The organism is Pedobacter sp. WC2423 (assembly GCF_040822065.1).
GTDB lineage: Bacteria > Bacteroidota > Bacteroidia > Sphingobacteriales > Sphingobacteriaceae > Pedobacter.
On record NZ_CP162005.1, the window covers coordinates 187,049 to 209,539 of the forward strand.

12 protein-coding genes are annotated in these 22,491 nt (G+C 43.0%); all 12 read right to left on the reverse strand.

Features of this window, described 5'->3' with window-relative positions; all coding sequences use genetic code 11:
* Positions 1-424: 424 nt before the first annotated feature.
* The 12 genes from istB to AB3G38_RS00840 all read right to left on the reverse strand — a co-directional run bounded on the left by istB (position 425) and on the right by AB3G38_RS00840 (position 22,390).
* On the reverse strand, positions 425-1,174 hold the full coding sequence (gene istB, locus AB3G38_RS00785) for an IS21-like element helper ATPase IstB (RefSeq protein ID WP_367866589.1): 750 nt from the start codon (positions 1,172-1,174) through the stop codon (positions 425-427).
* A gap of 4 nt (positions 1,175-1,178) precedes the next feature.
* Positions 1,179-2,738: an IS21 family transposase gene (gene istA, locus AB3G38_RS00790; protein WP_367866590.1), complete on the reverse strand. Its 1,560-nt coding sequence runs from the start codon at positions 2,736-2,738 to the stop codon at positions 1,179-1,181.
* Positions 2,739-2,940: 202 nt separating this feature from the next.
* On the reverse strand, positions 2,941-5,436 hold the full coding sequence (locus AB3G38_RS00795; RefSeq protein WP_367866591.1) for a sugar-binding domain-containing protein: 2,496 nt from the start codon (positions 5,434-5,436) through the stop codon (positions 2,941-2,943).
* Positions 5,437-5,445: 9 nt separating this feature from the next.
* The gene (locus AB3G38_RS00800) at positions 5,446-7,365 is read right to left on the reverse strand and encodes a family 43 glycosylhydrolase (protein WP_367866592.1); all 1,920 of its coding nucleotides are present in this window, start codon (positions 7,363-7,365) and stop codon (positions 5,446-5,448) included.
* 11 nt (positions 7,366-7,376) lie between these two features.
* Positions 7,377-8,054, reverse strand: coding sequence for a DUF3823 domain-containing protein (locus tag AB3G38_RS00805; protein WP_367866593.1), 678 nt, complete (start codon positions 8,052-8,054; stop codon positions 7,377-7,379).
* A gap of 11 nt (positions 8,055-8,065) precedes the next feature.
* Positions 8,066-9,898: a RagB/SusD family nutrient uptake outer membrane protein gene (locus AB3G38_RS00810; protein WP_367866594.1), complete on the reverse strand. Its 1,833-nt coding sequence runs from the start codon at positions 9,896-9,898 to the stop codon at positions 8,066-8,068.
* A 17-nt stretch (positions 9,899-9,915) separates the two neighbouring features.
* On the reverse strand, positions 9,916-13,047 hold the full coding sequence (locus tag AB3G38_RS00815) for a SusC/RagA family TonB-linked outer membrane protein (protein ID WP_367866595.1): 3,132 nt from the start codon (positions 13,045-13,047) through the stop codon (positions 9,916-9,918).
* 176 nt (positions 13,048-13,223) lie between these two features.
* Positions 13,224-17,243, reverse strand: coding sequence for a two-component regulator propeller domain-containing protein (locus AB3G38_RS00820; RefSeq protein ID WP_367866596.1), 4,020 nt, complete (start codon positions 17,241-17,243; stop codon positions 13,224-13,226).
* A 39-nt stretch (positions 17,244-17,282) separates the two neighbouring features.
* Positions 17,283-19,292, reverse strand: a complete 2,010-nt coding sequence (locus tag AB3G38_RS00825) for a glycoside hydrolase family 97 catalytic domain-containing protein (protein WP_367866597.1) — start codon at positions 19,290-19,292, stop codon at positions 17,283-17,285.
* Positions 19,293-19,569: 277 nt separating this feature from the next.
* Positions 19,570-21,783 (reverse strand): TonB-dependent siderophore receptor, encoded by a 2,214-nt coding sequence (locus AB3G38_RS00830; RefSeq protein ID WP_367866598.1) that lies wholly within the window; start codon positions 21,781-21,783, stop codon positions 19,570-19,572.
* A 29-nt stretch (positions 21,784-21,812) separates the two neighbouring features.
* Entirely contained in the window at positions 21,813-22,049 is a 237-nt protein-coding gene (locus AB3G38_RS00835) for a hypothetical protein (RefSeq protein ID WP_367866599.1), read from the reverse strand.
* Positions 22,046-22,390: a PepSY domain-containing protein gene (locus AB3G38_RS00840; protein WP_367866600.1), complete on the reverse strand. Its 345-nt coding sequence runs from the start codon at positions 22,388-22,390 to the stop codon at positions 22,046-22,048. The genes AB3G38_RS00835 and AB3G38_RS00840 overlap by 4 nt, the downstream gene beginning before the upstream one ends.
* Between the last annotated feature and the right edge of the window lie 101 nt (positions 22,391-22,491).

Below are 22,491 nucleotides of genomic sequence, written 5' to 3' on the forward strand. Positions count from 1 at the left end.
GAAGGAGAATAACGTATTTGAGATCAGTAGTTCACGTTATTAAATGAGCAAGCCTAGTTAATAATTTATTGTTATTTTTGTCATAACGGAGTGGATAATTTTGATTTTATCTTGCTTAGTTATTATACTGATAATTTTCCGTACGCAGGAACCTGCATCGGATTGGATGAGATGACCAGAATTGTGTTCAGCAGATTAGGCAGCGAACGGATTGATTATAAATTGACACCTGAATATTATGTTGCCGGCGATAACAAAATGGTAGCTTATGGAACATACACAGGAACATATAAAAAAACAGGAAATTAACATCAGGGAATTTATTGGTGTAATCGGTAAATAGCAATGCACAGAAAATGGCAAATAAGAATGCACAACTTTTGGCAACAATAGTGCACAGTTTTACAAAAGTATATATCCCAGTTTAAGTTTCAAAAATAGTTTTTCTATTCTCCATTCTGTAGCTTTTTCCAGCGAGGTTAATGACTTCACATCTGAAGAGTAAGCGATCAAGTAATGCGGTTGCCAGCACTTCGTCATCAAGCATTTTAGCCCAATCTGCAGGCATCTTATTGGTGGTAATAATAAATGAAGTATTCTCATACAATTGATTGATAAAGTTGAACAGATTAATTGCCTGGGCTTTTTCTACCGGAAAGAGCATAATATCATCAATGATAATTAGATTGGCCTTGGCGAGCCTCTTATAATCTGCCATTGCAGCTCTGGAAAAGTCCTTCATGCGAAGTATATTCAGGATATCATCCATTGTTCTGAAATAAGCTTTATAGCCTTTTTCTATTGCCTGTGCACAAAGTCCGGCTGCAAAAAAAGTCTTTCCTACCCCTGAAGGGCCGAGCAACATAATATTATAGATTTGATCCAGCCAGTCCATTTCCTTCAACGTATTTATTTTTTGCAGAGAGAGCCCGTTTTGATCCCGTATTTCATATTGGTCAAGGCTGCATTTCGCGGGCAATTGCGCAGTTTTAAGTAATCTTTCTTTGGCCTGCTGCTCTCTGTGCAGGGATTCCTGTTCAAAAAGCTCAATTAGAAAACCCATGTAACTGAGTTGCTTGTTTTCGGCTATTTTAACCATCTGTTCTATTTTTACGGCCATTCCTGTAATCTTATACTGGCGGCAGTATTGATCAATCTGTTGTTTTTGGTTCATATGATTAATTAAGTTGATTCAGGATTTGCTGATAGTCATCAATTCTACTTACCTGGGGCTGTAGCAAAGCTTGCGGTGGATAAGACCCGTTCAAGGGGTTTAACCCTGTTGGGGTGACTGCTACCGGGATGGCCTGTTGCTTAAACTTTGAGATCAGTGCCTTAAAGTCATTGGCACTGTTTACGCCTTGCTGCAGGCAGAAGAGTAATCCTTTTTCAATCAGCTGATGGTCGTTACTGGTAATGACCTCACGGAGCAGGATCAACTGATCACGCAGATACCGGGGCTTATCAGCGCGAATGGCGCTAATGAAGCGGCGCAAATTATCTCCGTCACTGATCAGCTTACAGACTTCAGCCGTCATTTCTGCCAGGGCTGCACTTTTATCCCTTTTGTGATCAGTATTGATGATCTTTAGGCCAATCCCTTCAGCGACCGCGTGCCTGCATAATTCTCTCTGACCTGGTCCACAGATAACCAGATATCCATTTTCAAAACTAACAGCTATCTGACTTCCCCGGCCGGTATAGGTTCCAAGGGGCAATGAATAAAGATTACTTTTCCAGGAAATCATGTTATCTTTTCTCACTGAATATAATACCGGAGCTGGCCCGGTATCAGCGATAGGCTCAAAAGGCCTGAGAAAGTCCTGTTCAATCTGCCACTCATTCAAAGGGGATTTCTTAGTCAGGGCATGATCCAGTCTGTTGGCAGTGCGTTCCAGCCATTTTAATCCATCTTCATTTAGTGTTTCCAGGTCGTGGAAGGCGCGGTTATAAAGGAAGTTCTGTTTAATATACTTCACCACGTTCTCTATCTTGCCTTTACTTTCAGGATCTGCTTTTCTGCACATATGGACTTTAAACTTCCGGTCGCGCACATATGCTTTGAATTGCGCAGTCAGGATCAGTTCTCCATGGTTCTCATTGCTGATAAATACTTTATCCTGGTCGTAAACCAAAGTATCAGGTATGCCTTTGATATACTTAAAGGCACTTTCATGCGCAGTAATGGCGGTACTACTGGTGAATGGTTTACAGCTGAAACAAACGTATTTGAACCGGGAACGGGACAGCACAAGCGTGAAGAAATAGATCTTTACACGTTTTCCATCACCAGAACGCATATTATATTCTCCAAAATCTATCTGGCCCTGCATTCCATAAGCAGCGTCTTCAACTGCAGAATAATCCCGCAAGGGGCGCTCAAAAGGCAGGTGATGCTGATGACGAACCCACTTTACAAAATTGAAAATAGTTTTCTGGTTAACCTGTGGAAACTCGGCATGGTGTTCTTTTAACCAATCATGCATCTGAGCGGCAGAGGTATCACGGTACAGTTCCAGCCGCTCATGAACGAAAGTTTCGTAGGGTAAAAGCAGCTTTCCCCGCGTACTTTGGGACTTCAGGAAGGATTCAAATTCCTCATCCTCCATATCCAGATACTTTTTTACTGTCCGGCGATTGCAATCCAGGGCTTTGCTAATCTGAGAAATCGAACGACCGTCAAGGTGCATTCGTTTAATATCATAATACATCATAAATTTGCGTAAGAATGCGTTCATCTTCATCAGTTTTCGTAGACCAATGAAGTTCGTATTTAAACGGCGGGGTATAAAAACTCCGTCGTTTTTTTGTGCACTCTTGTTGCCATTTTCTGTGTATTTCTATTTGCCGATTTCTGTGCAGTTTTAATTACCGACTACATTTATTGGATGTGATGCATCCATTTTAAATAAATAAGAGGAATCCTATTCCTCTTATTTATCATAATTTTATCTTTATAGTTGCCGCTTTCAACCACTGTGCAGTAAACTTTACGGATACTTCATCAGATGGCTGACCATTGGTTTGGATATAAACGATGATCTTACCATGGAAAACACGTTGTTTATTATCCGTATAGTCACCAGTATCTGCATTGTTTCCTGCTTCCATTCCAAGCAATCGTGCATTACCGATGATGTTACAGGTGATCTCATCATCTGACAGCGGTACTGGAATGCCATCTTCGTCCACAATCTGAAGCTCTATCTGCGCCAGGCCGTTCTTTGCTTCCATCTGAAGCTGATCTCCTTGTACTATTTTAATGGCTTGCTGGCGTTTGCTGGATTGCAGTTGATGACGGATAGTCTCTTTTCCTTTCCCATCCATTCCCACAACCTCCAGCTTGCCGGGAGCGTAGGGGATGTCCCAGTAGATTATACCATGCTTTTGATCATAGTCTTTCGTTGTCCCAACAACCTGTCCGTTCAACTCTAATCTCGCTTTTTCCGCGTTTGTATAACAAACAACCCGTATCAACTGTCCATTGTGATAATTCCAGATCGGCCAGGCATCCATGGAGGGGGCCTCACCTTTTTGCCGTCCTTGTGCTGATTCCAGTACAGACCATGCATCCGTGACCAATCCGCCTTCCCTTAGTGGGTAGCTACCCAGATAGGACATAGGTTTATCCGACCAAAGGGATTGACGGAAGTAGCCCCTAGGTTTGATAAAACCGGCGAAGTCCATCAATCCTGAATAGAAGCCACGTGAAGGCCAGCGGCCGGATTCACCCAGATAATCTATGCCTGTCCACAGAAACTGGCCAAAAATATACTCATTGTCCCTCACCGCCTTCCATGCATCGAAGTCATGACGGTTTTCACTACCAAAAATTACGCGTTTTGGATAACGTTTATGGTCCTGCAGATAGCGGCTTTCGGTATAATTATAGCCTGCAATATCCAGTGTGCCGGGATATGCTGTTTCATTGGACATCGCAACTCCCGCCAGACCTGCAGTTACAGGGCGGCTTCTATCATGTTTTCTAACCACGGCAGCAAGATTTTTAGCCAGGTCCCCTAAACGCATTGCATCTGGTGCATCTTTCTTATAACCACCAAAAATTGGCTGAGTAAAACCATTTTCTCCGGCACCTGCAAGCACAGGATGGGAGTAGGGGTCGTTCGGATAATCCACTTCATTTCCAATACTCCATGCAAATATGGAGACATGGTTCCTGTCGCGTTTAACCTGATCTGCAAGGTCCCTTTCTCCCCATTCCTTAAAAAAATCATAAGATCCCTGGAATCCGGGAACCCCTACATTCCAGCCCTGAAGCCACTTGCGCTTGGGGAATTCCCATTCGTCAAAGGCTTCATCCATCACTAGCAGCCCCAATTCATCACACAAGGCATACAATGAGGAGGCCTGAGCATTGTGACTGGTCCGGATCGCATTGACACCCAATGTCTTCAAGGTCAGCAGACGACGACGCCACACATTGGGATACACTTCGGCTCCCAGCACGCCTGAGTCATGGTGCAAGCATACACCTTTTATTTTCATTTGCTCACCATTCAGCGCAAAACCCTGATCAGGGTCAAAAGTAAACTTACGGAAGCCTGTTATTACGGTAGACTGATCTATAACCTTGTTATTTTGCATAACTGTTGTGCGTAGGGTATAACAAGCAGGAACATCTACACTCCATAACTTTGGATGGTTTACATCCAACTCTGATTTGATCTCAGTCCTGTTGCCAGCAGCAATAGTGAATTTATTTATTTTCTTCGCTACGATAGCTCCGCTTTTATCCAAAAGTTCATGGAGTACAGACACATTAGCGTTTGATGGTGATCCGTTCGCCAGGCTGGTTTGTATATGCAGTGTCCCATTCTTACCTTTTACTTCCGGAAAGGCGTATACTCCCCATTGTTCCAGATGGATAGGGGTTGCCTTAACCAGCCATACATCCCGGTAGATTCCAGAACCTGTGTACCAGCGGGAGTCGGCTTCCTGACTATGGTCCACCCGGACGGCAATCTGGTTTTCCTGTCCATATTTAACGTAAGACGTGATGTCGTAACTGAATGAAATGTAACCGTTTGGACGTTTACCTACAGACTGCCCGTTCACGAAAACCTCACTGCGGTTATACACCCCCTCAAAATAAAGGTATAATTTCTTCCCCTGGTCTTGCTGAGGAACGGTCAGTGTTTTATGATACCAGCCTATTCCTCCTGGAAGATATCCGTTAGCACTGGCAAAAGTTGGACTGAAGGGCTGTTTAACGCTCCAGTCATGAGGCAGCTGTACGCTTCGCCAGGATTTGTTAGTATAGTCTATTGCTGCTTTGCCATCAACTTCTCCTAAATGAAAATGCCAGTCAGCATTAATTTTTTCAGCCTGACCGAATCCTGGCTGCCCAAAAATAGCTGCCGGGTTTAATAAATGAATAGCAAGAGCAAGAATTGAGTATTTAATCAATCGTATCATTCTGTTTAATTAATGTGTAGGTTTTACAGGTACAATACTTCCTTTTTCGTCAAAATACATTCGATCTATACAAACCTCACGATTAAAGCCGGCTGCATCGCCCATATGTATTCCATCAGGATAACTGAACCGGTGGTAGATGATGTGCCATTCGTCTTTTCCAGGAGTTTGCAGTACAGAACAGTGTCCTGTGCCATAGATTCCCTGAGAGGGATCTTTTTGAAGTATCAGATTGTTTTCCGGAATCTCTATAGGGCCTGCAGCCGAGCTGGAGGTTCCGTAACGCACGCGATAATTCTCATTGCGCGTATCGTCTTCCGACCAAAGAAAATAATACGTTCCTTTTCGGTAAAACACATAACATCCTTCTCTGAACGTTTTATCGGTCTTAAGAATCCTGGTAGTATGCTCCTTTAGAGAGACCATGTCTTTATTCAGCTCGGCTACTGCAAGATAGCCATTTCCCCAGTACAAATAACTTTTGCCTGTTTTGGGATCGTTGAATACAGCGGGATCTATTTCCTGTCCGCCCTGTATACCTTCCGGTTTAAAATTAACCAATGGTTTTCCCGAATCTTTGAAGGGGCCTGCAGGTAAGTCTGAAACTGCAACCCCGATCTTTTGGGCGGCTGTAAAGTAATAGTAGTACTTGTAATTTCCTTTAACCTTTTTTTCCATGATTGCCGGTGCCCAGGCGTTACGGTCTGCCCAGCTCACATCTTTCTTCAGGTCCAGGATCACGCCTTCATCTGTCCAATTGATCAGGTCTGGAGAGGAGAAGGTTTTAAAGTAGGAGCCACCCCAGCCATCGAAACCATCACTGGTTGGGTAGATATAGTATTTTTTGGTTTTATTGGAATACAATACATCCGGATCAGCATAGAAGCCATCCAGCACCGGGTTTGTTTTTAACTGCAGTTCCATGTCTTTAGGTATACCCCACCGACTTGTCAGGTCCTTCAGCTCCTTACGGGACACCGGAATAATCGTTCCGTGACGCGGATGAAAATCCATCTTCACATCCTGGTCTACCACTTTAAATTTATCCAGATCGTAACTTTCGCAGAACTGGTATTTGCCTTTGCCGTACACATCATACATGAGAATATACTTGTCAGAATGGTTTAATTTAAACACACCTGAGCCCTCAACTGCATCGTTTGTTTGCTGCTTATATCCCGCTTGTTCAATCCATTTTCCGGAAGTCAGGGAGTCGGTAAGAGCTAGCTTTATCCCATTTCCGTTCCCTTCCGTTTTATAAAATAAATAGAACAATCCATTTTTGATGATGATGTCGCCATCAATACAAGATTTGCCATTTTTTGGACGGAACAGAACCGCAGGCTCTGATTCAAAGCCAGTAAAATCACTGTTGGCATACGCATAGTAAATAATATCTGGACCGGAGCCATGTTTCATAGACCAATAAACCATGTATTTGTGTGCTGCAGGATCGAATATGGTTTGCGGCGCCCATACACGCCTGAGGTCTTCCTGGCCTTTGTAGCGCTGCTGTATATTAATCACCGTATGCTTCCAGTTCAACAGGTCGTCAGACTTCATGAGAATCAGGGCGCGATTAGAATCCCATCCTTTTGACGAGGTCATGTCTGTCAGAACCATGTAGAACGACCGCCCATCCGCTCCGCGAAGGATATGCGGGTCCCGCACACCGCCGGTAGAACTGATGACTTTCGAATCAATAACGGGTTCGTTATGATTCAATGCACGGTAATTGTAGCCATCGGTACTGATCGCAAAGCAAAGAGCCTCATCTTTAGGGGCATTCCCTTTAAAGTAGGTGAACAAATAACCTGCAAAATCCTTATTGGCCGGGCCTGATTTATAATCCTGGCTGAAGGAGTCTCCGATAAATGTGATCATTAAAATGGCAAGAAGGAACGGGTGCTTACAGCTAACTCTTTTCATCAGTATTTATTTTATTTTAAAGCTATTTTTTGTATTGGCGTATATAAATATTCACTTGCGGCCGTTGATTTAATGCCAAGCCTGACATATACATAATCCAGGTTTTTCAGGTTATCTGGTAATTCACCTGCAATAACAGTTTGCTGTCCGAATACCAAACCACCAATATTCCCGTCTACCCGAAGTTCACGTTGTACCTGATCTGTCAATATTGATTTTCCCATGTAGAGACGTACCAACTCGGCATTTGCCGACGGTACCACCTTATTGACCACAAACCGGGCAGTTATTGTATTGCCGGATTTTTGAAAAGAATCGCCAGTGATTGTAAAATAGGGAGTTACCGGCACATCAATGTTGGTATTCCCTTTGACATTTACCAACACTGTATCTGTAGCTTGCTGCAGCCATGGCGAATCTCCCTTACGGACCAATTTGTACTGGCCATCGAACAGACTTGCTGAAAATGTCCCGTCCTGATTCAGATATACGGGAATCGCCGATTTTAGCGGATAACCGTCCTGCCATAATTGTAATTGAGGCCCGTTATTACGTACACCTACAGCCTTTCCATCGTAGACTACTCTGCCCGACAGCATAGACTCAGGGGCATTAAAGTTATCATGTGCACATCCTGCCAGAAATAAACTTGCAGTTGCGGTCAGTATTATTGAAAATTTAAATTTCATAGCACAAAAGATTATTGGAATGGGTTTCTAACAATTTTTGGATTGTTGTTTAATACACTCTGATCAATAGAAGAATAGTAATTGGCCAGACGGAAGAATCGTGCCCGCCGGAAGCGGCTTGGTCTCATACGTTGATAAATGAATTTGCCATGATCTGCATGGTTTGGTCTCACTACCCGATATGCGTACAATCCATTCACCACGGCATCAGGATCATTCTCAGAACCGTCCCATACCAGGTGCGCCAGACGCCATCTTTTAAGATCAAAGTAACGATGGTCCTCGAAAGCAAGCTCCACACGGCGCTCATGACGAATGATGTCCATGGTCAGTATACTAAGGCTATTGGCTGGAAATCCCGCACGTTGCCGCAGTAAATTGACATATCCGAGGCCTTCTGCACGGCCGAGTTCAAATGAAGCCTCCGCTGCATTCAGATAAATCTCTCCCAGGCGAAACCATGGCCACCAATTCGCTGCCGATGTACCTCTTGTACTTGCTGCCGGGGCATCACTTACCATCTTACGTATATAAAATCCAGTATTGCTGACATCCGTGGCATCGTCCTTTGGTCCATCGAGTCCGGTCCAAAGTTGGCCATCTTCATAGTTTTTCCCCAATTCTGCCGAGGTCGTCAACTGGTACTTACCGTTATTCCAGACCGCTACCCCCGCCTGTATTTTCACAGGATTGCCTTTAAATGTTGTACCAGGGTAGATCACAGTGCCGTATAACCGTGCATCTTTACCCGCAAAAATATCCCCGATGCCCGTATAGGTAATGTAATTACCAGATCCGTCTTTATCACGCAATGTCCCTTTGGTTCCATCCAGATAATCAAAACTTTCTACAAGGCTCAGCGATGGCGATATTGTTGATGAAGATTCATTGTCTTCAGTCATGCTCTTGATAATGTTATCGTAAGCAAACCTGTGGACCTTGAGACCTGTAGTAAAGTCTTTGGCGAAAATCACTTCGCTCCCGGTTTTCTTATTCAACATATCGTAGAAGTTGGCTCCTTTATCAGGATTCTCATTAAAGAGCACATAAGGGCCACTGATGATTTCTTTTGAGGCATTTAAGGATTTAGTGTAATAATCATTAGCCATCGCCGCCGGGATACCAACTTCACCACCAGGTGTGGTAATAGGATTTGACATCAGGTTATTGTATTTGGCAATCGATGCAGCATAAAGCATCGCCCTGCTTTCCAGAGCCAGGGCAGCATACTTGTTTGCCCTTGTTTTACTGCTATTGTTATCTTTCAGGTCTTCTTTAATGGTTTCCATCTCCTGGAAAATAAAGTCATATATTTCATGTTCTTTTGCACGTGGAACCTGTAATGGGGTAGGGTCGCCGCTAAAATCATAAATCAATTGGGTGGTTACAAGAGGCACTCCACCCATGCGCTTGACCATTTCGAAATAAACAAAAGCGCGCATATAGCGTAACTCACCCTTAAATAATCGTTTTTGCGCATCTGTAAGTTTTACGCTTAGTTTTTCAATGTTTTCCAGGGATAGATTAATATCGCGGATTAATCCGTAATCCCAGTACCGCCCATAATCATCGCCGAACTGAAAATCATTATGCCAGTTCTGATCGCGATGTCCCGACCACATTGCATCATCAATTTCCGTCATCCCTCCTGTGTTAAACAACCCATGTAATGCAGGCAACCTGTTATAGTAGTTTGCCATTAGAGAGGTTAGTAATGTTGGACTATTCCACAGTTGGTCGTCGGTGATCATCGACTTCGGATCACGTTCAAACCATTCGTTGTGCTTACAGCTGTTCATGAACAAGCATGCCAGCAAAGCAATAGATATATATAATTTCTTCATCGTATTAAATTTTGGGTTTAAAAGGTTACGTTGAAACCTACCATAAAAACTTTTTGCTGAGGATAGACAACAGCTGCTGCAGCTTCGATTTCCGGGTCAATCTGGAATTTCTTTACATTGTCAAAGGAGATCAGATTTGATCCGTTGATATACACGCGGATTTTTTCTGCTTTAACCTTATTTGTAAATCTCTTAGGCAGGCTATAAGCCAGTTCCAGATTTCGTACCCGAAGGTACCGCACATTGGTTAGCCAAAAATCGCTGTCCAGGCTGTTCGGACCAGAATTGCCCTGGCGAATTGCAGGATAATAGCCTGGGATCCATGCACTGTTTCTATCGTATGGATCAGCCCGGTGCCACCTGTCTTCCAGCAGGTAAGCAGGCGAATTACCATCTGCATGAAATGCGTTTCTCAATTCATAATTCTGGTTCCAGCCCTGCATGGCACCACCCGCAAAATCAATATTGAGATCTATGCCTTTCCAGTTCAATCCTATGCGGCCACCGAAGGTCATCATTGGTGCCCAGCCTGTTGGATAACCGATCGGACGCTTGTCTGTATCATTGATCACCCCATCACCGTTCACATCCTTGTAGATAAAATCACCCGGCAATTGGGTTCTGTTGTTGGAGCCATCATTGTTTACCGGGTAGTTACGAATTTCTTCTTCCGACTGGAAACGCCCAACTACCTGGTAACCCCAAAAAACACCACCCCAGCGTCCCTCATTAGAGTTTCTGTATTCGTCCCATGAACTTCCGAAGCGTGGTTTATAAGATTCTAAACTTTTGAACCGGGAAAAGGTTACATTTCCGCTAACTACATAATTGAGTTCGCCGGCTTTACTGGTATAGGTCAGTATACCTTCCGCACCGTAGTATCCGTTTTTGTTCAGATTTTCGTTTGGAAGCCCGTAACCAACTTCGCTGGGCAGTAAGACATCATAACGTGGTGCAGGCACGCCCGTACGTATAATTTTGAAGGCATCAGCTGTTAAGGTCAGTTTGTTATCCAGCATAGCCAGATCTATACCAATGTTGTAATTTGTATTCTTCACCCAGGATAGATTCCGGACCGGCAAAGCCCGGGGCTGAAGGCCGGAATAATATTTGCCATCCAATACTGCATCTCCCTGTCCGAAATTGTATCCGGCTAAATAACCGTGCATACCTACACCGTCTTCTAATCCAGTCTGTCCTATGGAGGCCCGCAGTTTCAAATCGTTGATGACACCCTTAAGTGATTTGAAAAAGGGCTCATCCGAAATCCGCCAGCCTAAAGAAGCACCCGGGAAAAAGCCCCAGCGATGATCTCTGTCATATAAGTAGGATCCATCGTAGCGTCCCAGCACTTCAAGCAGGTATTTGCCTTTAAAGTTATAATTTAAACGGCCGATATAGCCTGCCCTGGCTTCGTACGACCAATCGTCGTAAATACTGTTCAGCTCAGCCACGGTTTTAATTAAAGGGATATAATTGTTTGTTGGATTAGCGCCTATTGACGCGTAAGTCCGATCCCAGTCAGACCGCTCATAACCTGCCATGGCAGAAAAATTATGGTCACCAAATTGTTTAGTATAATCTAATTGAAATTGTCCGAACCGGGACACAGCCTCGCGGGTTGTCTTGTACCGCCATCCTGCATCGTTTCCACCGGTACGTTTATAAATATCATTTTCATAAGTATACACATCATAGGTATACTGGAAACCATCGAACTTGTTGTTGGTATAGTTGTAAGACACCGTTGCCTTTGCTGATAAACCGAATTTTGTTTTATAGGAAGAAAAAAGGTTCACATTTCCGCTCAGATATTTATTGTCCTTATAGCCTGCAATTTCCCGGCTAAACAATGCAGGGTTGTAGGCAAGATCATTAACCCGGTTTGGGTATGCCGGATTATCATTGGCATAAGGCCCTACTGTTGGCCGGTTTCTAAATAAGGATAAAATGGACGAGAAGTAGCCATCGCCTCCAGGTAAACCTACATCTTGAGTCGTTTCCTGTCTGCCGGAAATCTGCGTGCCAATATTCCATCCTTCTGCAATAGTAGCTTCCAGATTGGCTTGAAGGTTAGTCCGTTTATAGGAAAAGTCTTTCATCATGGCATCCTGATTAAGATGGCCTATGGAAAGGAAATAGTTGGAGTTTTTTCCCCCGCCTCTTATATTCGCATTGAGGTAACGTTGTGGTATATTCTTACGGATCACTAAATCACGGTAATTGTAACCTTGATAGCCTGGTTCGGTGCCCGCCTGCCATTTGGCAAGTTCTGCACGGGTATACACTTGAGCCGGATCTCTGTTCAAATCGTTTTGAGCAGCTTCGACCAATCCCCGTGTATATTGTGCTGCATTTGCTAAAGTGGGGAAGCGTGTCAGGTTTTGCCATCCCTGGTAACCATTGATGTTTATTTTCGCGGTTTCATCACGGTTGCCCTTTTTGGTGGTGATCAGAACTACACCTCTGGATGCCCGAAAACCATAAACGGCTGCCGCTGCATCTTTAAGGATGGAAATACTTTCGATATCTTCCAGGTTCAGCGCGTTAAAAATATCAGCCCCGGAGGCCGTTTGGGTTCCAATCCAATCGGTACCTACTTCTCCGCCATACGCAACCCCATCAATTACATACAGGGGATTTCCCATATTGCGGATTTCAATACTGGCCCCTTTTCCCGGACGCGCATCTTTTGCCCGTACCGAAACGCCCTGCACCTTTCCAGCTAATGCCCCGGCTGTTGTGGTAGATGAAGAGCGGACGATATCTTCCGACTTGATACTACTTACTGCGCCTGTAACATTGCGCTTGGATTGCGTGCCATAACCAACAACCACTACTTCGTCCAGGTCTTTGTTACTGCTTTCCATAAAGATTTTAAGTTCAGTACGTTCACCAATAACGATGCTTTGATTTTTGTAGCCAATATTGGTGATGAGTAAAGTCCCCCTGGTGGCTGTGATCTGGAAATGCCCCCGGTCGTCTGTGTTTGTGATTTCGCCTGGCATGCCTTCAACGAGAACTGTGGCGCCCTTAAGTGGCTCGTTTTTTTCGTTAAGCACATACCCTGAAATCTTGCGTTGTGCGTATGTATACGTGGGTACACCCCATATCATCACGCAGATTAAAAAAATTTTCAGGCTCTTCATTTTTATATTTGGTTTTTTGGTTGTAATGACGCAATGATATACAGCCATCCCCGTGGGATAAAGAGGATACATGTTTATAATTGGTTTCTGTAACCAAACCTAAAAGATTCTGCTATTCACGAACGTATACAAATCCGTCAATTAACATTTAGTTTTTCGTCAAATCGGCTTATTTTCTATTTAAAGCTTCTTTTTTGATATTCGGAAGGGAGTTGTCCAAACTCTTGTTTAAAGCACTGGCGGAAATAAATAGAGCTGTTGATACCTACCATAAGGGACACTTCAGTGATATTATATTGTCCGGAACGTAGCAGCTTTGCTGCTTTTTGAATCCTCACTTTACGTACAAGTTGATTGATGTTTTTCCCTGTCAGACCTTTTAATTTTCTGTAAAGTGTAGACTGGCTCATGTTCATTTTTTCGGCTAGTGTGGCTGCATCCAGGACTTCATCCTGTATGCAGTCTTCAACCAGGTATACAAATTCCTGTACGAAGACATTCTCCCGCCATAATTCGGGATGAGTCGCTGCTGCTCCTGTTGTTCCCTGCATGGTTTGAGACGAAAGCTGCCCCAATACTTCGGTATAGACTGCTTTCCGTTTGACCAGTAGATTTTCAATCCGCCGGTAAAGCAGCTGCGGACTAACCGGTTTGGTTAAATAAGAGTCGATGCCCAATTCATAGCCGCGCTCCTTGTCTGGCTCACTGTCCCTGGCTGTCAGGAATATTATAGGTATATGGCTGGTTTCGCGTTCCTGTTTTAATTCTTCCAGCATCCGGAACCCGTCCATATCAGGCATCGTAACGTCGCTAAGGATCAGGTCTGGAACACGGCTCTTTGCAAGCTCCAGTCCCTGGTATCCGTTTTCGGCTTGTATCACCTCATATTTTGAAGAGAGCAACGAGATTAGATATTTCCGGAGATCTCTATCATCTTCCACCAGTAATAGGAGCGGGTGCAGATCTTCACCTGGGGTTTCCGTAATATTATCTGAATCGGAAGAGACATCTGTTAGGTCCAGTGCAGATACTACCGAATTTGTGAGCAGGCGAACACAAAATTCACTTCCTGTTCCTGGTTCACTTTTTACGGAGATTTTTCCGTGATGTATGGCAGCCAGTTCTTTAACCAAAGCCAGACCAACACCTGTGCCTTGCACGGCAGAACGTGGTACCTGATAAAATTTATCAAATATCTTATCTACGTGTTCAGGTGCGATACCGCAACCTGTATCTTTTACATAAATTAATGCGCAGGTACTCAGTCTTTCCTGTTCGTAGGTTAAACGGACTTCTACACTGCCAGAAGACGTGTATTTACATGCGTTGGACAATAAATTATCCAATATCAACTGCACAATCTCTGCATCGAAGATCGTCTTGATGTCCCCTTCTTCGACAATACATTTAACGGTGAGGTCTTTTTTGTGGTTTGCTTCTACGTATTTAAGGACCGTTTCATGTACCAGCTCGCCCAAAAAACCTGCTCCTAGCACCAGTGGCTTGTGTTGAGATTCTACTTTCCTGAACTCAAGTAACTGATTGACCAGTGAAAAGAGCCGGTTTGCACTTTTTTGAACGATGTAAACCCAGTCTTTATGCCCCGAAGACAGCCCTTGATCATGGAGGAGGCTGTCTAATGGACCAAGAATCATGGTTAGTGGCGTTCGAAGTTCATGGGTAATGTTAGTGTAAAAATTCAACCTTTCCATATGCAGTTGTTCGTCTTGTTCAAGCTGAAGCTTCTTCATACGAAGTTCCGCTTCTGCGTTTATTTTTTTTATGTAAAAGCAGAACACAGTGAATATGATGGCAGCGATAAGAATGATATACAGGGCCAGCGCATAGGTACTCAGATAAAATGGGGGAGAGATGTTGATAAAAAGGTGTGTATAGTCGCCCGACCAGTTTTCATTCTTTTGGCGGGTGCGTATCCGGAGTTCGTAATTTCCATATGGAATATTCCGGAAATCCAGGTTCTTTTCATTGCCCAGGAAGATCCACTTGTGGTCCAGTCCATGCAATTGATAACTAAACTCTACCATGTCATTCAGGGCATAATCCATGACCGCAAGTTCAACCCGAAAACTGTTCTCTTCATGTTTCAGGCTGACCTCATTGGTAAGGCCAGGATATTTTTCAGATTGAGCATGAGTCTCTCCTGTATTAAACACCATAAAGCGGCTTACCCTGATGGGCGATCTTGGAAGGTTCAGCGGAATTTTAGCAGGATCGAAATAACAGATGCCTGCAGGCATTCCAAAAAATAAATTGCCCTTCGTATCTAAACCAACACTGTTGTTGGTAAAACCTCCTAAAGGCAAACCAAATGTCTGGTCGTAGCTCAAGAGACGTTTTTCTTCAGGCAAATAGCGCAATAAGCCCAATCTGGTAGAGCACCAGATGTTGCCATTGCTGTCTTCGGCTATTGCATTTACCATGAGCCATGCATCCGATCCGGGAATAAAAATACGTTCAAGCTGTCCAATTTCCTTATTTGCACTTTGGAATGCCAAACCTTCGTTTGTAGCTATCCATATATTGTTTCTCTTGTCACGGAACAAGTGATTAATGGTATTACTGTTGATCCCTTTCCCTTTAGCGATTTTTCGAATCAATTTCCGGTTACGGTCAAATATGTAAAGACCCTGTCCATAAGTACCGACCCACATATTTCCGCGACTATCCTCAACAAGTGTACGAGGAGCGTAGTCCCCAAGCATGGGTGTGTTAATTGTTGATTTTTGGAATGTCTGTTGTTTAGGGTCGTGAATGAATAACCCTTCCTCGGCCGCAAACCATATATTTCCTCGGGAGTCCTCAAATATGGCTCTTACGGCCGACATTTTTTCACCCGCATTTATTGTATGCCAGCTTTTCGTCTTTGCATTAAAAAAAGAGACTCCGCCCTTCTGTAAGCCAAACCATTTGTTGCTCTGGCTATCTTTAAAGCTAGAAAGCAGGAAATCATCAGCAAGCCCGTCGCTGTGCGTTGTTCTTTTGATTACTTCTCCATCAGTTTGTATCTGCAAAATACCATCTCCTGCTGTAGCCAGCCACATACTCTTGTCCCTGTCGTGCAGAATTCCTGTAACTGTTGCCAGTTTACCTAAACCCGGCGTGATTTCGGAAGTTTGGAAAACGGAAAAAAATGGATCCAAATGTCCGAAAAAGGCTATTCCACCACTATAAATGCCCAACCATACATTGCCAAAGTTATCCCGGTCGATGTTTTGCACTGAGGAGCTGTTACCTGTATTCAGATAAAACCGACGTACGGTTTGAATCTGCTGGATATCCTTGTCTGTACTATAGATAGGCTGCAGGATAAATAGCTGTGAAGATTCTGCACCTACCCAGATGGCACCATTAATTTCCTTGACAGCATAGACAAAGGGTTCAACTCCATTTTTGGCCTGACTGGCAAGGCTGATCTGACGGATTTTCTTTGTAAACGGATTGTAAACCGCAAGTCCTTTTCGGGTCCCTATCCAGATATTATTCTTGCTGTCACAAAACAGAGCCTTCACTTCATTGTCAGGTAATCTGCCCTTCGTTCTTTCGAAGTCAATCAGCTCGATGCTTCGATCTCTGGAATTGAAAATTGAAATTCCCTTATTGACATGTCCTATATAAAGAAGCCCTTGTTCGTCTTCAGCTAGTGTCCAAATGCTGTTTTCGGGTAGAGAGGGGATATACGCTTTGTTGAAACGCTCAAATTGCTTCTTTACGGGGTCGAAGCGCTGTACGCCCTGATGATAGGTTGCCAACCATAATTTGCCGCTTTTACTTTTGATGATATCTGTAATGTCATTTGTTGCAATCGACCGATTGTTTTCAGGGTCATGAAGATAGTATGAAAACCGGTTAGTTTTCATGTCAAGTACATTCAGGCCGTTCGCACGTGTGCCAATATAAAGCTGATCATTATCATAAAAAATCGTATTGATTTCATTACTGTTAACGGAAAAACCATCTGCTTTCTCAGACTTGTAATACTGTTTAAATGAATTACTCGAAAACCGGTTCAGTCCCAATTCTGTTGCAATCCAGATAAAACCATATTTATCGTGTGCAACATCAAGTACCTGCTGGCTCGATAGCCCTTCCTGCAAAGATAAATACCTTGCTTTTTTCGGCTGCCCAAACAGTAGTACGGGATGAAAAAAAACGATTAAAAAAAGTAATGACCTCATTCTCGTATGTAATAGACTCTACTTGATCGACTTACAAGGCTACTTCCCGGTAATAATAGCGCCTCCGCCAGGTAACAATTTAAGCTTTATCTGCTTATCTTTTGGTAACCGTACCTTGGTGAGCTGTGGCTGTTTATTATCATTGTCTGAATGCAGAACTATCTCTTTATCTGACAACATAGGCAATGAAACCGTTATTGTTTTTTCCTTTTTCTCTGCGTTGATGGCCACAATGTACCAGGTTTCTTCATGGCGTCGTGCTATTACACAGTATTTCCCTGGATAACCATCAATAAATACGGTTTCGTCCCAGGTTGTCGGAACCTGCTTCATAAAGTCTATCACATGAACTGGCATTTCGTTCAGATTATTGGGAGTTATACCAAAATTCTGGACCGGGCTTTGAAATAAGATAGCTGTTGCCAATTGAAATGTTTCACTTGTCTTTCTGATAGTTCCTCCGTTATTTCCCCGGTTATGGCGTTTGTTCAGAAGGACGGGACCAAAATCCATAGAGCCCACAGCATTGCGGATAAAGGGGTGCAAACTCGCATTAAATGCCTCATTATCGTTTGCATGCTGTGTGAAAATCAGGTTTTCAGATGCCAGTACGGCTTCACTCCCCACATAATTGGGGTACATTCTTTCCCAGCCGCGAGGCAGAGTACAACCATGAAAAATAACGGTGAGCCCGTAAGTGTTTGCGTCCGATAGAATATCCTCATACAATTTCATCGTTTCCTGCTTGTCGCCGCCGAAAAAATCTACCTTAATACCTTTTATACCGATGCGTTGCATCCAGGCCATTTCCTCCTTTCGGGCAACAGCAGTGCTCATTCTGTTTTTAGGTCCTTGCGGGGCATCATTCCAAAAGCCATTAGAATTGTACCACAGACATATGCCAACACCTTTATTTTTGCCGTATGAAACCAGTTGTTCTATTTTTCCGCGACTTATTCTGGTATCCCACCAGTTGTCAACCAACACAAATTCGTAACCCATGGCGGCCGAAAGATCGATAAACTTTTTTTGGTCATCGAAGTTAATGCTTTCGTCCTGCCATAGTAACCAGCTCCATGTAGAGCGCCCAAATGTATAGGTTTTAGATGCCTTATACTGAGGCTCTACCACATCAAACGGAATCGTTGTTTCTACAATTGGCTTAAGGCTGCTTCCTACGGTAAGCGTTCGCCAAGGTGTGCAGCCGGGCAAAGCTATAGTTGGGTTTGCAAGGCCTATCCCGTTATTTTCACCATTTTCCGGAAAAGCAATTTTATATAAGCCATCTTGCGTTCCTTCGCTCAACTTTGAGCCACAGTACAGCGCATTCACACCTGTTTCGGAAAGTAAAACCCAGCCCTTGTCGCCCACATGAAACAGAGCCGGAAAAGTATAACCGACGCCATACTTTGAAGGAATACCTAATGCCTGGTCCGGAGTATATTCTTCCTCATAACTGGGTTTAGTTTTCATCCATCCAATCATAGACGTTGCCTGCGGCGTTAAAAAGGTTGTAGTAATTGCAGGAAAATTATATCCGCTTAATTCCTCCTCAATGATCAAATTGGCAGGTTCGCCTGTTTGAGGTACTTGATACCGGAATGCAATATCGTTGTTGCTGACACGAAAAACCACTTCCAATTGGTTCTTATTTGGATTTTCAAATTTGCAGACCAGCTCATTGGCCTGATATTTCACGGTGCTTTTTTTTATTTTTGGCTCCGAATAGGTTTCGTCGATCCGGCGCGAACTCTTGTTTGTCAGATGAAGATTTGCAGACAAGTCTATCTGGCTTCCACGAAGTCCCAAAGGTGATTTTTCCAACATTTCACTCCCCTGTAAAAATACTTGATAGTAGAGCCTGCCCTGGTCTAATGATAACTTAACAGTTAGCTTTTCATCCGGACTGGAAATGCTGAGGTCTTGTGCAGAAGATTTTGAAAAACATAGAAACAATAATAACCCGCAAATAATATTCCTGATGGGGGGCATATAAGCAGGTAATATAATATTTACTATCTTCCGTTCACTGTTCGTAGAAAAGTTCATCGTTCTATATCGAAATTGGCTGTTTATAAATTTGGTTAGTTTGAGATGCAAAAGGTAGATATTATTTTTTTTAAATGTCAAAAATACGTTTAAAGATATTTATGACCTCCCCAATTTTCAGACACCCTAAACTCGAAAATCAGAGTCTTAATTGGCTTTTTTTACATTTCCCAGTTTCGTAATATCAATGATCTTTTCTTACAAAAGATCATTGATATTACCAGGAAGACCATAACTATTATAGACGAATGAAATTTCGTAAATTACTTTAAGACAGTTAGAAGTTATAGACAACAGACACCCTCAAATTTGCAGGCGACTGGGGAACCCAATAATATAATCCATTTCTTAACCATGGCGTACCCACGAGGTTTTTGTTAAGCAGGTTGTTGACGATGGCATTAACCGTAACTTTTTTGTTCGCCCATCTCAAGCCTCCATCTACCCTGAAGAAATCAGGGATGCTGTAAGGAACGGCTGTTGCATACCTGCCACTTCTTCCGGCTTGATACTGGTAGCCCATGGAAAGTCCGAAACCTCTTAAACATAAGAAAGGAAGATCGTAGGTAAGCCAGGTATTCTGGATATGTTTTACATAAAGAGGCGTACGCGCCCCGATAAGCGTTTTATCGGCATCATTAGTAACCTTGGAATCTGTGTAGGCATAATTGATCATTGCGTTTAAACCTGTCAAAATGCGGCCTTTCAAATCAAAATCAATCCCTTTGGATTTACTTTCGCCGATCTGGATATAATAAGTACTGTTATCTGGATCTGCAGAAAGCACACCGGCTCGTTTAACAGAATAAAAGGATAATGTCGTATTCCAATTTCCGTTTAGCCAATCTTTCTTTAACCCAACTTCATAGAGCATTCCCGTTTTTGGCTTTACGGCGGCGCTGCCAGTTCCGTCGGCTTTAGGTGCTGTAGAACCAGCCTGGGGAGTGAAGGTTTTATCATTCAGGTAGTAAACAGACAAACTTTTAGTAATGCTGTAACTTAAACCAATGCGTGGCGTGAAAACATGATCAGAAGAGCCTGTATTTACACCAGATATTTCATTGTTGGTTTGGGCGGAGGTAAATCTGCCTCCAAAAGTAAATCTAAGCCTATCATTTAACAGCGTAATTTCATCCAAAGCATAAAAGGAAGCATAATTGATATGCTGTTTGGTGTTTCCATTTTCTACACCTTTCGGGTCTGTATAATTCGGCACCTCTGCACCATATACCGGATTGGTTACATCCAGCGGGTAGTAATTCAAAGAACCTCCTGTTGATTTATCGTATTCTATATAACTATCCGCAAAGAACCTTTTCTGATTGATATCAGTTCCTGCCAGGATCTGATGAGTAAGACTGCCTGTTTTTATTTTTCCGTTGATAAAAGCCTGCTCAGAATAAACTATTGATCTGGTAAGATCATATTTAGGATTTCTCAATAACACGTTAGGATTGACCTTGTTTACTCCTGTAAGCCATAGATAGGCGCCTGAATTATCATTTTGCATAAAGGCACCAATTGCGGTTAAACGCCAGTTTTCATTAAATACATGCTGAATGTTCAACGCTGCACTTTGGTCTGTTGGTTTATAGGGGGCGAGGCTGGGCTCCGAGATGGTGAAATTGCGTGGTAATGTACCAAAACCATTTGGAGTCATTATAATGGGGCTCATCAGGCCATAACTGAATTTCTGATAAGTATAAGAGCCGGTGATGGTATTGTGTTCGCTGACCTGGTATTTGATTACCGGCGCTACTACAAGCCTGTCGTTAAAATCATATTTCACAAAAGAGTTCGATTTCATCCCCATCACATTTAAGCGGTATTGTACTTTTCCCTTTTTATCCAGCAATCCGTCCAGATCTGCCGAAGCCCTGTAAAAATCGTAACTTCCGAACATGATATTAGCAGAATAGTTATTTTTTCCTGTGGGCTGTTTAGTGACCACATTAAAGGTTCCTGCCGGATCACCAATACTATTCATGAACATAGAAGGGCCTTTGATAAACTCTACTCTTTCAATCACAGCAGCATCCTCTGGTACCGGCCCGCGATATATTGGGGTAAGGTCAGTTCCGTCCCTCATGGTAGAGACCAGGCCTCCCCGCATAAATATAAAGGGACCAAGGTTGTTGGAAATTTCCTGTCTGATCACCCCGCTTACATTTCTGGTCACCCCATCTGTCATGTTAAAGGCAAGCTGATCGGTTATGATCTCCTTACCAATCTCCTGGATGTTCTGTGACAGTTTGAGTAATGGGGTGTTCATTCTGAGCGTTTTCGACAGCTCACTTATTTTATAGCTTTTATTGTACCTGGAAGAGATAATTACTTCGGAAAGATTTGTTGTTTTATGCTTGTCTGTATCTTGTCCCAGCGTTTGATTTGTTGGTTTCAAAGGTGCTGATACCTTAGTTTTTAAAGTGTCAGTTTGTGCATTAGCAGTTAAATATAAAAAAATAAATAAAGGTGTAAACCAGGATTTCATGATATTATTGTATTAAAATGAGTGATTAATCAGCGGTATTGACTGCTGCTTTTACGGGTTTGTTTTTTCTTCTGGCTTTCCAGATTAAAAAACCGGAAATGGGGAGGGTAGCGGTGATCAGCATGATCAAAAATAATAGTCGACCAGGTAATTATCTGTGTACCTACATGCCCTAACAGTAGTGAGCAGTGCAGCATTACCACAAGGTTGAAAAACTCCCACTTACTATTTTCTACCTTTACGACTTCTCCGGTAAAAGGGTTCATATAAACCTTGAAGTAGCTGATGAAATAATGAGTGTGTACAGATTGGCCTGGTTATTTCTTTCCCGGTAGCGGAAAACTATTGTATGCCGATCATCGGCATAGATTTCCACATCCAGCAATGGAAGTTTTTTCTTAAGTGCTACATCTGCATTATTTTTAAGTTCCTGCAAAGGCAGCATTTTTTGCTGCTTTGTGGGGTTAATGAAAATCCTGTAATAATATACTAATGGCCTGATTTCATCGATAAACGCATAAAGGCAGCCTGTAATGCCTAAAATAACGATCACCAGGCCCGACATCATCCCTAACCAGAGATGAAGTGTACCAATGAGCTTACGCATGGGTATAATTTTCTAATTATTGTATAATTAACTGATCTCCATTCAGCAATAAATGAAAACAATAGCGGACTAATCATATTAACTCAACTATGATTGAAATG

Coding starts and splice junctions, on each gene's coding strand:
- istB (WP_367866589.1), bottom strand. CDS start 1,174: ATGAACCAAAAACAACAGATTGATCAATACTGCCGCCAGTATAAGATT.
- istA (WP_367866590.1), bottom strand. CDS start 2,738: ATGAACGCATTCTTACGCAAATTTATGATGTATTATGATATTAAACGA.
- AB3G38_RS00795 (WP_367866591.1), bottom strand. CDS start 5,436: ATGATACGATTGATTAAATACTCAATTCTTGCTCTTGCTATTCATTTA.
- AB3G38_RS00800 (WP_367866592.1), bottom strand. CDS start 7,365: ATGAAAAGAGTTAGCTGTAAGCACCCGTTCCTTCTTGCCATTTTAATG.
- AB3G38_RS00805 (WP_367866593.1), bottom strand. CDS start 8,054: ATGAAATTTAAATTTTCAATAATACTGACCGCAACTGCAAGTTTATTT.
- AB3G38_RS00810 (WP_367866594.1), bottom strand. CDS start 9,898: ATGAAGAAATTATATATATCTATTGCTTTGCTGGCATGCTTGTTCATG.
- AB3G38_RS00815 (WP_367866595.1), bottom strand. CDS start 13,047: ATGAAGAGCCTGAAAATTTTTTTAATCTGCGTGATGATATGGGGTGTA.
- AB3G38_RS00820 (WP_367866596.1), bottom strand. CDS start 17,243: ATGAGGTCATTACTTTTTTTAATCGTTTTTTTTCATCCCGTACTACTG.
- AB3G38_RS00825 (WP_367866597.1), bottom strand. CDS start 19,292: ATGAACTTTTCTACGAACAGTGAACGGAAGATAGTAAATATTATATTA.
- AB3G38_RS00830 (WP_367866598.1), bottom strand. CDS start 21,783: ATGAAATCCTGGTTTACACCTTTATTTATTTTTTTATATTTAACTGCT.
- AB3G38_RS00835 (WP_367866599.1), bottom strand. CDS start 22,049: ATGAACCCTTTTACCGGAGAAGTCGTAAAGGTAGAAAATAGTAAGTGG.
- AB3G38_RS00840 (WP_367866600.1), bottom strand. CDS start 22,390: ATGCGTAAGCTCATTGGTACACTTCATCTCTGGTTAGGGATGATGTCG.